Source organism: Methylophilus sp. 42, from assembly GCF_000384155.1.
In the GTDB taxonomy this organism is placed as follows: domain Bacteria; phylum Pseudomonadota; class Gammaproteobacteria; order Burkholderiales; family Methylophilaceae; genus Methylophilus.
The window spans coordinates 314,195-327,131 of the sequence record NZ_KB913031.1 but is presented as its reverse complement, the minus strand read 5'-3'; the positions used below and the strand labels follow the sequence as shown (position 1 = coordinate 327,131).

At 41.9% G+C, this 12,937-nt stretch carries 15 protein-coding genes; 9 read left to right on the top strand and 6 right to left on the bottom strand.

Features of this window, described 5'->3' with window-relative positions; translation table 11 throughout:
• Nucleotides 1–66: 66 nt before the first annotated feature.
• Genes MET42_RS0101515 through MET42_RS0101505 form a run of 3 tightly spaced genes read left to right on the top strand, consistent with a single transcriptional unit; the run spans nucleotide 67 to nucleotide 3,884 of the window.
• Nucleotides 67–2,313, top strand: coding sequence for a cation-translocating P-type ATPase (locus MET42_RS0101515; protein WP_232411215.1), 2,247 nt, complete (start codon nucleotides 67–69; stop codon nucleotides 2,311–2,313).
• Nucleotides 2,314–2,348: 35 nt separating this feature from the next.
• Nucleotides 2,349–2,789, top strand: coding sequence for a flagellar basal body rod protein FlgB (flgB, locus tag MET42_RS0101510; RefSeq protein WP_019880941.1), 441 nt, complete (start codon nucleotides 2,349–2,351; stop codon nucleotides 2,787–2,789).
• A 39-nt stretch (nucleotides 2,790–2,828) separates the two neighbouring features.
• Entirely contained in the window at nucleotides 2,829–3,884 is a 1,056-nt protein-coding gene (locus tag MET42_RS0101505; protein ID WP_019880940.1) for a DMT family transporter, read from the top strand.
• Nucleotides 3,885–4,236: 352 nt separating this feature from the next.
• On the opposite strand, the gene MET42_RS0101500 is transcribed toward MET42_RS0101505, so the two are convergent.
• From MET42_RS0101500 to MET42_RS0101480, 5 genes are all read right to left on the bottom strand, one after another.
• Entirely contained in the window at nucleotides 4,237–4,683 is a 447-nt protein-coding gene (locus MET42_RS0101500; protein ID WP_231587210.1) for an MgtC/SapB family protein, read from the bottom strand.
• A 115-nt stretch (nucleotides 4,684–4,798) separates the two neighbouring features.
• Nucleotides 4,799–5,521: a ZIP family metal transporter gene (locus MET42_RS0101495; RefSeq protein WP_019880938.1), complete on the bottom strand. Its 723-nt coding sequence runs from the start codon at nucleotides 5,519–5,521 to the stop codon at nucleotides 4,799–4,801.
• A 106-nt stretch (nucleotides 5,522–5,627) separates the two neighbouring features.
• The gene (locus tag MET42_RS0101490; RefSeq protein ID WP_019880937.1) at nucleotides 5,628–6,056 is read right to left on the bottom strand and encodes a ProQ/FinO family protein; all 429 of its coding nucleotides are present in this window, start codon (nucleotides 6,054–6,056) and stop codon (nucleotides 5,628–5,630) included.
• Between the two features lie 487 nt (nucleotides 6,057–6,543).
• Nucleotides 6,544–6,948: a hypothetical protein gene (locus MET42_RS0101485; RefSeq protein ID WP_019880936.1), complete on the bottom strand. Its 405-nt coding sequence runs from the start codon at nucleotides 6,946–6,948 to the stop codon at nucleotides 6,544–6,546.
• Entirely contained in the window at nucleotides 6,945–7,532 is a 588-nt protein-coding gene (locus MET42_RS0101480; protein ID WP_019880933.1) for a sigma-70 family RNA polymerase sigma factor, read from the bottom strand. The genes MET42_RS0101485 and MET42_RS0101480 overlap by 4 nt, the downstream gene beginning before the upstream one ends.
• Nucleotides 7,533–7,660: 128 nt before the next feature.
• On the opposite strand from MET42_RS0101480, the gene MET42_RS0101475 reads away from it, so the two are divergent.
• From MET42_RS0101475 to MET42_RS0101455, 5 genes are all read left to right on the top strand, one after another.
• Complete coding sequence (locus MET42_RS0101475; RefSeq protein ID WP_019880932.1) at nucleotides 7,661–7,942, top strand: multiubiquitin domain-containing protein; 282 nt, start codon at nucleotides 7,661–7,663, stop codon at nucleotides 7,940–7,942.
• On the top strand, nucleotides 7,917–9,086 hold the full coding sequence (locus MET42_RS0101470) for a ThiF family adenylyltransferase (protein ID WP_019880931.1): 1,170 nt from the start codon (nucleotides 7,917–7,919) through the stop codon (nucleotides 9,084–9,086). Before MET42_RS0101475 ends, MET42_RS0101470 begins: the two co-directional genes overlap by 26 nt.
• Entirely contained in the window at nucleotides 9,076–9,525 is a 450-nt protein-coding gene (locus tag MET42_RS0101465) for a DUF6527 family protein (RefSeq protein WP_019880930.1), read from the top strand. Before MET42_RS0101470 ends, MET42_RS0101465 begins: the two co-directional genes overlap by 11 nt.
• Before the next feature lie 510 nt (nucleotides 9,526–10,035).
• Nucleotides 10,036–10,221, top strand: coding sequence for a hypothetical protein (locus MET42_RS0101460; protein WP_019880929.1), 186 nt, complete (start codon nucleotides 10,036–10,038; stop codon nucleotides 10,219–10,221).
• 40 nt (nucleotides 10,222–10,261) lie between these two features.
• Nucleotides 10,262–11,851: a hypothetical protein gene (locus tag MET42_RS0101455; RefSeq protein WP_019880928.1), complete on the top strand. Its 1,590-nt coding sequence runs from the start codon at nucleotides 10,262–10,264 to the stop codon at nucleotides 11,849–11,851.
• Nucleotides 11,852–12,024: 173 nt separating this feature from the next.
• On the opposite strand, the gene MET42_RS0101450 is transcribed toward MET42_RS0101455, so the two are convergent.
• Nucleotides 12,025–12,381: a helix-turn-helix domain-containing protein gene (locus tag MET42_RS0101450; RefSeq protein ID WP_019880927.1), complete on the bottom strand. Its 357-nt coding sequence runs from the start codon at nucleotides 12,379–12,381 to the stop codon at nucleotides 12,025–12,027.
• 124 nt (nucleotides 12,382–12,505) lie between these two features.
• Here MET42_RS0101450 and MET42_RS0101445 point away from each other — a divergent pair, with 124 nt between their 5' ends.
• A complete protein-coding gene (locus MET42_RS0101445) occupies nucleotides 12,506–12,934 on the top strand; it encodes a hypothetical protein (RefSeq protein WP_019880926.1) in 429 nt (142 codons plus the stop codon).
• Nucleotides 12,935–12,937: the final 3 nt, after the last annotated feature.

Sequence of the window (12,937 nt, the reverse complement as noted above, 5' to 3'; positions counted from 1 at the left end):
CAGGTTGTATTTGTAGCAGCCTGATCATTAGCATAAATGTTTCATGATTCCATTGAGGAGAATATCGTGAATAGATCTAAGAATCATAAAAATGAAGCTAAGCAATGCAGTGATTGCATTGATAAAGAACCAGTAATTACTACTGCACTTTCAGAGGGTACATTGACAACCTCTTTATCTACTGTAGATCAAGCAAGATTTCGTATTCCATCCATGGATTGTGCTTCTGAGGAAGCTGAGATTAGACGTGCGCTTGCAAAGATTGATGCAATCAAAAGCTTAAGATTTAATTTGGGCGCACGTGAACTGATCATAGATGCAGATGCGAATAGCATCCCATTAGCTATGGAGGCAATCAAGAAATCAGGTTTTGAAACTGAATTAATCCTTGATGAGAAAAACTCTGAAGTCATTACAGCGTCTCCAAAAGGATTTTGGAGCAGTTGGGGCAAACCAATTGCCGGCTTGGTTTTGGCAGTAGCAGCCGAAGTCCTGGAGTTTGCATTTACAGGTACCCAAGAAATTCGATATCTTGGAATGGCTTTGGCTGGTCTCTCAATCGCTTTGACAGGGTTAGATGTTTATATAAAAGGACTCAAAGCATTTAATGATGGACGTTTAAACATCAATGCATTAATGACCATTGCTGTCACCGGTGCATTTTTCATTGGTCAATGGCCTGAGGCTGCAATGGTGATGGCGCTCTATGCAATCGCAGAAGCTATCGAAGCTAAGGCTGTAGATAGAGCACGGAACGCAATTAAGAGCTTGATGGAATTAACCCCAGAAGATGCTGAGGTTTTGCAATCGGATGGGGCATGGAAGCGTGAATTGGTCAAAGATATTCCAATTGATGCAAAAGTGCGTATTCGACCAGGTGAACGTATCCCGCTAGATGGCATTGTGATTTCCGGGCAGAGTGCTATAGACCAATCTCCTGTTACCGGCGAAAGCCTACCAGTGGATAAGTCTCCAAATGATCAAGTGTTTGCCGGAACTATCAACCAAGCGGCTGAATTAGAGATTCGAATCACTGCCCTTTCTTCGAACAGCACAATATCCAGAATCATCAATGCGGTTGAGCAAGCCCAAGGTTCCCGGGCGCCGACACAGAGATTTGTAGATTCCTTTGCGGCGATCTATACACCCGCGGTTTTTGTTCTTGCGCTAATCGTGGCTCTCTGGATGCCATTCTTACTGGAATGGACCTGGATGAAGTCTATTTATAAAGCACTTGTATTACTGGTGATTGCTTGCCCGTGTGCGTTGGTGATATCGACGCCTGTTACCGTAGTAAGTGGCCTTGCAGCAGCAGCGAGAAGAGGCATACTCATCAAAGGTGGAGTTTATCTTGAAGAGGCCCGTAAGATAAAAGCGGTTGCGCTAGACAAGACAGGAACGATTACTGAAGGAAAACCCAAGCTATCTAGCTTTGATGTATTTGATGTGCAGTCTAATCCCACTGAGTTAAAAAGTATTGCCTATAGTTTGGCATCTCGGTCAGATCACCCCGTGTCAAAAGCAATTGCTGAGGGCTTATCTGGGCAAACTAAGGATGTGAAGAATTTCAAAGCTGTTGCTGGACGTGGAGTACAGGCCAAAATTGGAAACAGTACCTTTTTCTTGGGAAACCATCGCTGGATTGAGGAGATGAACCTTTGCTCCTCCGAATTGGAAATGCAATTAGCCAAACTAGAAAATGCCGGTCGCACGGTTAGCTTACTGGCCACATTCGAAAAAGTGCTGGCAGTTTGCTCGGTAGCGGATACGATCAAGTCCTCTTCAAAAGAAGCTGTTTCAGATCTCATACGACTTGGAGTCACACCTGTCATGCTAACAGGGGATAATCTGGCCACCGCTAAAACGGTAGGTATCCAAGCTGGCATCAATGAAGTCAAAGGTAATCTATTACCAGAAGATAAATTAAAGGAAATTGAATTTCTTCAGAAACAATTCGGTGTGACTGCCATGACCGGCGATGGGATCAATGATGCGCCATCATTAGCACGAGCTGATATTGGTTTTGCGATGGGAGCAGCTGGGACACACACTGCGATGGAAGCAGCAGATGTTTTGGTAATGAATGATGATCTACGTAGGTTGCCTGAAACAATTCGCCTCTCAAAACAAACGCATGCCATTCTTTGGCAGAACATTGCTCTAGCCTTGGGCATCAAGTTTGTATTTTTATATCTTGCCTTATTTGACAATGCATCTATGTGGATGGCTGTCTTTGCTGATATGGGTGCAAGTTTGCTAGTGGTATTTAATGGTTTGAGATTGATTTACTTCAATCGGCAATCAAGAACCTAATACAAATAAACAGCTTTTATTTTAGGAGGTCTAAATTGATACTTAAGAAATTAGATGCTGAACTTAACTTTCACCAAGCAGCACTGCGCGTACGCAACCAGCGCCAAGAATTACTCGCATCAAATATCGCCAACGCTGACACGCCCCAATACAAAGCGCGTGACATTGACTTTCAATCTGCAATGCAGTCAGCGCTTCAACAAAGTGCTGGAGTTGGTCCTGCAACACAACCTGCAAGTGAAATGCAGCAAACCAATAATGCTCATATGAATGGTAATGCTGGCAATGGTTACCCCGGATCAGGTGACGTATTATTCCGATCATTGAGACAAGGATCCGTAGATGGCAATACCGTTGATATGGACGTAGAGCGAAACGCTTATGTAGATAATGGAATTCGCTACGAAGCAAGTCTCACGATGATGACTGATAAAATCAAAGAGGTGATGGCGGCTATTAACGGGCAAGATAAATAACAGTCACTATGGCATTATGCTGAGTCGAAATACTAATCTATGACCATACATCCTGATGCAATTTATGCGATATTAGCTGCCATTCTTTTTGGCTTGGCAACCCCCGTCGCCAAGCTTTTGATTAGTGATGTTTCACCACAAATGCTCGCCGGTTTATTGTATGCAGGTAGTGGACTTGGCCTTTTTCTGCTGTATGGCTTCACTCGATTATTTCTAGGCGATAATCATGAGCGCCTGCCTATCCAGGCACCGGATTTACCATGGTTATTAGGTGCAATAGTATGTGGAGGTGTGCTTGGACCAGTCTTACTTATGCAAGGATTGCTATCCACACTTGCTTCGATGGCGTCACTATTACTCAATCTTGAAAGCGTCCTGACTGCACTACTAGCCTGGTTCATATTCAAGGAGCATTTTGATCGTCGTATCTTGATTGGGATGGTCAGTATTGTATGTGGCAGCCTATTGTTATCATGGCCTAAGCATTTGAATACTGCTTTTCCTTGGGGTGCGGTGGCGATCGCAGGTGCCTGTGCGTGTTGGGCAATTGACAACAATCTCACGAGAAAAATATCGGCCAATGATGCTCTACAAATTGCTTGTATCAAAGGTTTGGTAGCTGGTTTTGTGAATCTGGCAATCGCATTAAGCCTTGGTAAAGCATTGCCTGATTTTTCTGCGGGAGTAAGTGCGGCTATTATCGGCTTCTTGGGTTACGGAGTCAGCCTGGTATTGTTTGTCATTTCTTTGCGCCACATTGGTACGGCCAGGACAGGAGCATATTTTTCTGCTGCTCCCTTTGCTGGCGTAATCTGTTCTTTTCTATTACTACATGAGCAGCCAGATGGCTTGTTCTGGGCAGCAATGGTCTTGATGATCATCGGTGTATGGCTTCATTTAACCGAACATCATGCTCACCTACATTATCACAGGGAATTACGTCATCAACATATTCACTCTCATGACGAACACCATCAACATACACATGATTTTGATTGGGATGGATCGGAGCCTCATGTGCACCCGCATGAACATATGGCATTAAGTCACAGTCACCAGCATTTCCCTGATTTGCATCACCAACATAAGCATTAATTTTTGTGGGATATACCCTTCCCAAGACCAAGTTATGCTCATGTCACTCGGCCAGCTTATGGTTTCATTTCCGTCTCGTGGCAATTTTATGCTTCTCTCAAGCGAGTGATAATTATCTCAATTAAGTTTGAATGAGCCTTTTCTAAAATATTATCGTAAGATGTATGGTGAGAACCCTAAAAAACATTAGATCGTCAAAAATTTGAAGAATATAATAATTCTCATAATTTTACTCGCTGATCCAGTTGTATTTTTGATCCGCACGCTTATTGATTCACTAGATCTAGCGCTATCAAAAGTCAAAAATCGTGTTTTGGTTTTCCTACAAATTACATATTTATGCCTTTTGCCTTTACTCATTAGTAGATTCAGAGTCGGGGTGATGTCTTTTGAAGAAGTTTGCCCAACCTGGAAAGTGATTCAGAATAAGCGTACCAAAAATCAGGCAGGCGGTTAGGCAAGCGAGCAGATACATACCGAAGGCACTCGCCATTCCAACAGCAGCCGTTGCCCACAATGTCGCAGCTGTGGTCAATCCTTGAATCCGGCCTCGTACCTGTAGGATAACTCCCGCTCCGATGAAACCCATACCTGAAACGACTTGCGCAGCGATTCGGGTGTCTACACCAGGAATGTGGTTGGATACGATGCTGAAGGCACAGGAGCCTACTGCAACTGCCATGTAGGTTCGAACGCCGGCATCTCGATTATGGCTTTCTCGTTCCCAGCCGATAAGGCCACCTAGCACGGCAGCCAGTAAAATGCGGAAGGTCAGCAATAGTTCGGTATCCCAATCCATTATCTGCCCCTCCACTTGTGCGGCCAGCTAGTTCGCTTTCCTTGGTTGTTGGAGTTGTTTGGCGCGTATTCTGAATGCATCAAAAGTCTCGTTTCGTCTAATTGATAAAGCAGAGCTACATTAACATTTCAATGGTGAGCAGCAAGATGAAGCCCAAGAAAAACATCGCTGTCTGGAAACTGGTTTCGGGTACTTCATGAGCCTCAACAAGCAATTCTTCTGTGACCAGATACAGCAGGGCAGCAAGGCTAAATGCTAAGATTGCATCCACTACGGTGTCACTCGCAAAAACGAGCAAGGCACTGCCGGCAAGTGCTCCGATGAGTAATATCAGAGAGAATCCGATAGACACCATGAGGGTGTTCTTGCGACTATTTCCGGCTTGAGCTAATGCTAATGCCCCTGACAATCCAAGAAATAGAACTTCAAGGGTAAGTGCTATGGTCAGCAGCAAGCCCTGCTTTTGGCCGGCAGCAAACCCTAACCCCACTAACAAACCATCCAAGGCCACATCAATGCCAAGAATTGCGATCAGGCTAGTTGGAGTAGTCGCGATACTGATTGTGTTTTGCCCTAATTTCTCGGCAAAGTGCTTAACTGCCAGCATGATCATCACCCCCAAGGTGAATCCAATTAGAGTAATCCAGGGAAGCTTTCGGTGCATTAGGTCCGGCAGGAGCTCAGTTGCTAGGGCGCAAAAAAGCAAGCCAGCAGCAAAGTGCTGTATAGCACTAACAGTCCCCGGTTTCAACGGCCGCCACAGCGCAATCAACCCTCCAAAGATTACGGCCAATGCAGGATAAAAAGCAAATGTGAGAATGCTAAACGCCGCCTGCATAGAAAGTTATCTCCTATCTAATTTAGTAATACATCCAGAGAATGATCATAGTTTTCGTTGTAAGTTTTAAAACAATAAGCTTTATTACCCAAACCCTAAGGTTAAATTACTCAGGTGAAGTTTGTTTCGGTTTGGCTTGTTTTCGAACCATCCCTCTAGCATGGGCAGCACCAGCCGCCTCGACTACACCATCCGGATTACCGTCTAAATCTAATCGGTTTGCTCCTTCTTTGCATGCTTGCCAGTAGCGTGAACTTTTACACCAAGTTTTAATAGCCAGCTGTAGGTCTTCCTTTGAAATGCCAATCTCTTCGGATCGTGCTTGAAGGTCTTCTAGAACCCCAATCTTCAAAGGTACTTTAGGTATCGGGTTTTTAGGGAATGCTTTGGGGTAAAACTTCTGAAGTTTGCCTATGATCAAAACCACAGGATCTACTCGAGCAGTGTTCTTGGGTTTAGCTGGCTTTGCTGGCTGCTTTTGTTTAATTTCTTCCGCAAGCTGCTTTTTGAGTTCGGCGAGTTTTTCTAGGCCCATGGTAATAAATGCGGTTGGTTGTTTTTCTTAAGACGAATTTTCTAACAGATAGTTATATACATGCAATCGATTTGAGAGGGGGTAACCGAACATCATGCTCACCTACATCATCACAGGGAATTACGTCATCAACATATTCACTCTCATGACGAACACCATCAACATACACATGATTTTGATTGGGATGGATCGGAGCCTCATATGCACCCGCATGAACATATGGCATTAAATCACAGTCACCAGCATTTCCCTGATTTACATCACCAGCATAAGCACTAGGGTTTGGTGGGACACACCCGAAGTTACATGCTACGAAGGTAGATGGTTTGCAAAACTTTAGCAACCTTACCAACTTATAGTGACGCTGAATCTTGAGGTAAGTTTCTGACGACAACAAATATTTCAACCCTCAAAATTTGGCCACATTGGACTTCAGCCGTTCTGTTTTAGAAATTATGATGTGTCTAGCAGAGCGGCTGAAGTCCAGTTACCCGATATCCAATAGCCCTGCAGATAAAAGGGCTTGGTAGGTTTTTAATATTTCCTCATCATTCAAGAGGTTGGCTGAATTCGCAATTAATTGTAACGAGGGATCATTTGCCGCATTCAGTCCCATGAGTTTTTGCCGCGCCACCTTTACACTCACTCCCTTCATTAGAGTATTCGCTAAATTGAAACTTGGCACCTTTGGTTCAACCTGCTTAGTATCTTTGGCACCTACTGTCTGGAGCGCTTTTAGATATGCTCTCTTCGCCATAAAGCCCTCACTCTTCGTAAAAGAGTCATTGTCTTCATCTAGTACCTCTCTATCAGGCAGCTTTATCACCTGATGTGATACCGCTTTAGCTATATTGAATAACTGCTCAATAGATTGCTTTGATTGTTTAGTCATAACGATTCCTGTAACCCTAACTTGTCATACTTACGCCTAATTGCCTTTAAGGCACTTGCATACTGTACGGGTGTTAATTCCATTAGCTTCTGTATTTCTGCGGGCTGCAAATTGTCCATTTGATAAGTCAAAATTTCCATGGACCTTTCATCCCCCTCAAATAACTGTTTGAGTGCTTGCAGTGTTTGGTTGGCAATCATCTCTTCTTCAGGTGTGCCAATCCTGCTGTCCAGCATATCCATCAGTTCTATAGCATCCTCACTATCTAATGGATGTATCGTGTTCTCCAAGGGGTCTGATTTACGCCTCTTAATAAAAGCATCCACAACACTTTCCATTGCATGATAAATAAAGACCTCCATCGGCAACTCTCTTCGACATCTCCGCCTACCCTCAAGAGCTCTGCAGATCACGATATGTAAAAGATCAGCACCCTCAATTGGCAAACCTCTGCATAGGTTATTTGCTGTCTTACCAAGCTTTATCCATTGAGCTTCAGTAAAAGCGTCAAAGCCTACCTTTATTTCAGATATGGTTAAAAAATCTTCTAAATTTTTATCGCTCAGCGCCAATTTATGTTCCATAGAATGTATGGCTCTAAAAACCCCAGTCGCAGACAAAAAAATATTCTTTTTTTAAATGTCTGAATGCCATCCTTTCGTAGCCCTTTCAATTATGCAGTATATGAATATAGTTTTTAACGGAGAACATCATGAGTGAAATTGAAAAAGAATCACAAGCAGACAAAGCAAAGGGCCACGAAATTACAATCATCGTAAATGCTACCCAGCATACAGTAGAAGACAAAGATCTAACCTATTTAGAGGTGGTTCAACTAGGCTTCCCTGGTGCGGTTGTTGGTAGCAATGTAATCTACACCGTCACATACAGAAAAGGCCCCTCCTCTAATCAACAAGGATCTATGGATGTTGGCGATACAGTTAAAGCAAAGAAAGGCATGGTATTCAATGTCACACCAACTGATAAATCATAGTCCCGACCTAAAAAGGTTACGTGATGAAGGATATGAGGTTCAAATAAAATCAGGCCACTTATTGATTTCAGGCGTACCTTATATTAACTCGAACCGAGAACTGAAGTATGGCACTTTGGTTTCGACCCTTCATCTTGCGGGCAATGTCACAACCAAGCCTGACACCCATGTGGGAATGTTTAAAGGTGACTACCCTTGCCACAAAGATGGGTCACCTATCGAAGGCTTTAGACACGCATCCCACAATCAAACCTTGGCAGAAGGTGTTGAAATAAACCATTCATTTTCTAGTAAACCTCGTGATGGCTTCGGCTATCCCAATTACTACGAAAAAATGAAACGCTATATCGACATCATTTCAGCACCAACTGGATTGAGTGCATGTACGTTTAAGACTATTGAATCGGTCGATTCTGAATCCGTTTTTCACTATCTAGACTCATGGTCTAGCAGAGCTGGTATTTCAACAATAAACGATAAATTCAAACATAAAAAGATCGCGATTATTGGGCTTGGCGGCACTGGATCATATGTATTGGATTTAGTAGCTAAAACACCTGTGGCTGAAATTCATTTATATGATGGCGATAAATTTCTACAGCACAATGCCTTTCGGGCGCCAGGTGCAGTTAGTCTTGAGCAGTTAAATGCACAAAGCTTCAAAGTAGATCACTTCAGAAGCATCTATTCAAATATGCATAAAAACATAATTGCGCATTCTGAATATCTCAATGAGTCCAACATCAATGAGTTACCTGACTTTGATTTCGTTTTCATATGCATTGATAAGGGAGAGATTAAAAAACTGCTTATCGCAAAACTTGAAGGTGACGGTACATCTTTTATAGATGTTGGAATTGGTGTGCAAGCAATAAACGATGCCTTAATTGCTACAGTACGTGTCACAACAAGCACCCAGACCAAACGTGACCACGTTGCTAGAAAAGTATCGCTCCATGACAGGGATGATGATGAGTATGCACAGAATATTCAGATCGCGGATTTGAACTCATTAAACGCATCACTTGCAGTCATTAAATGGAAAAAACTCAGTGGTTTTTACCATGATCACGAAAACGAGCATCATTCGACTTACACAGTCGATACAAACTTGTACTTAAGTGAATGTGAAAATGAAAACTAAATTTCTTAAACCAGAGTTCGTAGAGTTTATGCCTCCCTCTTTAGAAGAGGGAGTCATTTACGTTTCCATGGCGTATGGAACAGCGATTCATAGCTGTTGTTGTGGCTGCGGAGAAAAAGTCGTGACACCACTATCCCCCACTGACTGGAAGCTAATGTTTGACGGTGAGAATGTTTCGTTACATCCTTCAATCGGGAATTGGAGCTTTCCTTGTCAATCCCATTACTGGATCAAAAATGGCAGCATCAAATGGTCTGGGAAATTTACCAAAGAAGAAATCGACGAAGTAAGGAAAAGAGACAAATACGCAAAATCTCAGCACTACAAGGTTGCCGATATGCAAGAGAATCATCGTCCGAACTCTAACGCTCAGCCCGAGAAGATCGATCAGAATTTAATCATCACTCTTTTCAGAAAAATATCTCGCTTTTTTCAATAACCCTAAGAACAAGTTATCGCTCCAAACGAATAACTTGTTCTTACTGAAAATTCTTCGAACTGATCCAAACTCATCGAATTTGTTGCGCTTGTTACAAAAAAGATACATTTTTCTAAAAGATTATTAGCGGAATCTTTTAAAGATCGAATAAACATCTGCCTAAAATGCAAATGAACGCACTTCTTAGCCGATATCTTCCAAAATCCACCTTAACTACACCAATAATCTTCCGCACGCGCCATAAGGCAACGCCTAAAGATTAAGCGCCATTCGCAGCCATCGAAGTCATCGCATTCACAAGGTCCCGTTATTGACAACCAAAATTGTCAAAGAGATAATTTGCAAACAATATAGATACTTAAGTCGAGATTGATAGCAATCTCTATTTTTTTGCGTGATTATTTAATAACAACAAGAAACCTTTATCTCATCTAAGGTTTCAAATTAAAACATAGTTATTAAACTTTACAGATTAAGCGTCGTTATCATGCTTAAATATTGGAGTTAACCATGTCTAATCTAGGTTTATTCGTTCTTGAAGTAGCAAAGAGTGAAAGCAAAACCGTTCCGATGCCTGAAGATAAAGCACAGGAAATTCGAAACAATCTTTCTAATCAGATTTCGACCAAAATTGAAGAAATTCGTAATGAACAAAGACGGGCTGTAGAAGAGTCATTAAATATTACAGTCTTTTGATTTTTATTGGATAATAGAGCCGTCATAGGACGGCTTTTTTATGGATCCAAGAATAACAATTCACAATATCACGGACTATAATTCTCTTCTGAGTATTGTATATTCAGAACTTGAGTCCATTTCACGCCGTAAACCTCAACAATCTGTTGACACTCAGAATCCATTACTAAAATGCTGTGAAGCGCTTTTTCAGGCTGGCGCAATAACCATAATGGCTCAACACAAAGTGCTTGATCCAGATTTTCTAGCAGAATATAGCTCGTACTACAGCAAGCAATTCAATGAAGTCAGTCGCTACTGTACAAGACTGCACTTCTTCAAAGAGTCTAAAGCCACCGAGTTAACCCAACTGGAATATATTGACTCGACACCACCTGAACATTATTTAGGTTTTATTACTCTCAGACCAGTTATTACGAGTCCAGTAGGTGCGACAATCTTAAGCTCAGAAGTCGTACCTGGATTTATACGAAGCGCCGATAAATTTCCTGTGCATATTATGGGCAGAGAATTGTCTGTCTTCGGAACACCATTTATGCAGCAAGATAATGCTGTAGGCGCATGTGCTCAAGCCTCCATTTGGATGGCCCTAAGAACACTCCGTAAACGGGAAGGTGATCGAGCTCACGATCCCGCACAAATTACAGATGCTGCTACTCGCTATAACGCCAACGGACGTATCAAACCGAATCGCCAAGGATTAACTCAGATTCAAATGATGGAAGCGATTAGGTCAGCAGGTTATTCTCCACATTCTATTTGGTTAGGGCAGTGGCATAACCAAAGCCTAGATGCCATGAATCCTGCTGATGTTCAAACAGCAAAACGAACTATCCACCCATACATTGAATCTGAAATACCAGTCGTTTTACTACTAATCCATAAAATTGGCGGACATGCAGTTGTTGCAGTTGGCCATACATGGAATGCCAACACCACAGAATTCCAGACGGTAGAGGTCTCAAATTCAGCAAGCCTAGATTTAAGGTTAGTACATGCTTCGAGTTGGATTCCAGACTTCATTATCAATAATGATAATTCTGGTCCATACATGCCGTTTCCTTCTTCATCTGGAGGTGGCACAGGTTACTCAATGGAACAAATGGTGTACGCATTGCCATTGTTACCAGCTGATGTTTTCATGTCTGGTGAGGAGGCGTTAAGTATTGGTTTAACTGTCGTTTCAGATATATATGAAGGCTTTGCTACCGCTGCAGATAAAGAAGCACTCGAACTGTCCGCATCAGATATTGCTATTAGAGTTCTATTAGTTGAAAAACGGAAACTCAGAACCTGGGCAACAACAACAACTATGCCAAAAGAGCTGCAAGACGAACTTAGGACGATGCATCTTCCTAAGCGAGTATGGATACTTGAGCTACACTTAAAAGCTGTTTACGGTGCCCACGATAAAGAAAACATAGTCCCTAGTTTAGTAGCATTCGCGTTAATCGACCCAACGGGCGACACAGTTGCGAACTCCATATTAATGTTCTATCTAAACAAAAACTATCCCTTAGATATCATCGAGGTTGGCACATTCCTTCAGTTCCAAGATGGCTTGGTGAAGTCGGGCACTCAAACCACTGATAACACTCCTTTGGAGCCAATCAGGGGCCGGACGCCCTAATGATCATTTAATGTAGCAAAGACTTCTTCAAAATATGCAGCAAGATACATGCGAATGTATAACGACAGATCGTAAATAATTGGAAGCTCTATGCCACATAATCAAAGCTCCAGGCAATAGAAGTTTGCAACTGCTATCAGTTAGGATGTGAGAGTGAAATCATTTCATAATGGTTACTCTTCAAATCTTTTAAGATCCGCCATAATCCTAGAAATCAAATCTAACGCAGAATTATCTTTGTCAGTTGATAAGTAAGTCTGAAACAATAAAGAGACGGGATGCAGACCAACGACTTCAGACAATTCATCTAACTTTTCCAAACTAATTGAAACCTTACCCCGCTCAATATAGCTAATGTAAGACCTTGAGCTAACCTGCTCAAAATCGTCTTGTACCAACTTCGCACTCTTTCTTGCTTTTGCGAAAGTTTTCCCAAATGCTTGTTTAATATCCACAGCAAACTTCCAGTCAAAAGGAAGCTTGAATATTTGCTTACCGACCAATATATAACCACGCAATATATTGGTCATTTAGGAGTGGGCCATGTATTTATACTATTAATGGCAAGCTGTTATATTTAAAGAATTAGTATATCTTTGAATAACATACTGAGATAATGAACGATATATTGTTCATAATATTGTGTTTGACCTCATGTTCATTGCCAACAAAGACAACTTCATTCCTTCATTTTGGGAGGATTCATTTAACTTCTCTGGTGTGGAACTTATTTCGTTTTCGCCCTGGTTTATGTGCGAGGTACCTCAATTTGAAAAGGGCTCTGTGGAGGCGACTTTCAGATCGACTCACCTAATTGGTGATGTAATTAATCTTCATCATTTTGCAAGCATGAATGAGATTGAGAAGACTTACATTGTAACCCCAGCTAATTTGAATAAGACTGAAAGCTGGTCTATTCAAAGGCTGAGGTCGATTTCAAAAGCGATCTACCAAATTGAAGATTACGCGAATATTATTTACCGATTTGAAACTGAAATCGGTAAGTTTTTAGATTACGATCTTGGTGGGTTTGGTGGAGATTTACTAAATCTTAAATTCGATACAATCTTAAAGTTCAGCTAAGTG

What these genes read in the sequence shown, in the direction of transcription:
- MET42_RS0101505 (WP_019880940.1), top strand. Translation starts at nt 2,829, where the DNA reads ATGACCATACATCCTGATGCAATTTATGCGATATTAGCTGCCATTCTT.
- MET42_RS0101485 (WP_019880936.1), bottom strand. Translation starts at nt 6,948, where the DNA reads ATGACTAAACAATCAAAGCAATCTATTGAGCAGTTATTCAATATAGCT.
- MET42_RS0101490 (WP_019880937.1), bottom strand. Translation starts at nt 6,056, where the DNA reads ATGGGCCTAGAAAAACTCGCCGAACTCAAAAAGCAGCTTGCGGAAGAA.
- MET42_RS0101480 (WP_019880933.1), bottom strand. Translation starts at nt 7,532, where the DNA reads ATGGAACATAAATTGGCGCTGAGCGATAAAAATTTAGAAGATTTTTTA.
- MET42_RS0101450 (WP_019880927.1), bottom strand. Translation starts at nt 12,381, where the DNA reads ATGACCAATATATTGCGTGGTTATATATTGGTCGGTAAGCAAATATTC.
- MET42_RS0101495 (WP_019880938.1), bottom strand. Translation starts at nt 5,521, where the DNA reads ATGCAGGCGGCGTTTAGCATTCTCACATTTGCTTTTTATCCTGCATTG.
- MET42_RS0101455 (WP_019880928.1), top strand. Translation starts at nt 10,262, where the DNA reads ATGGATCCAAGAATAACAATTCACAATATCACGGACTATAATTCTCTT.
- MET42_RS0101500 (WP_231587210.1), bottom strand. Translation starts at nt 4,683, where the DNA reads ATGGATTGGGATACCGAACTATTGCTGACCTTCCGCATTTTACTGGCT.
- MET42_RS0101460 (WP_019880929.1), top strand. Translation starts at nt 10,036, where the DNA reads ATGTCTAATCTAGGTTTATTCGTTCTTGAAGTAGCAAAGAGTGAAAGC.
- MET42_RS0101470 (WP_019880931.1), top strand. Translation starts at nt 7,917, where the DNA reads ATGTCACACCAACTGATAAATCATAGTCCCGACCTAAAAAGGTTACGT.
- MET42_RS0101465 (WP_019880930.1), top strand. Translation starts at nt 9,076, where the DNA reads ATGAAAACTAAATTTCTTAAACCAGAGTTCGTAGAGTTTATGCCTCCC.
- MET42_RS0101445 (WP_019880926.1), top strand. Translation starts at nt 12,506, where the DNA reads ATGTTCATTGCCAACAAAGACAACTTCATTCCTTCATTTTGGGAGGAT.
- MET42_RS0101475 (WP_019880932.1), top strand. Translation starts at nt 7,661, where the DNA reads ATGAGTGAAATTGAAAAAGAATCACAAGCAGACAAAGCAAAGGGCCAC.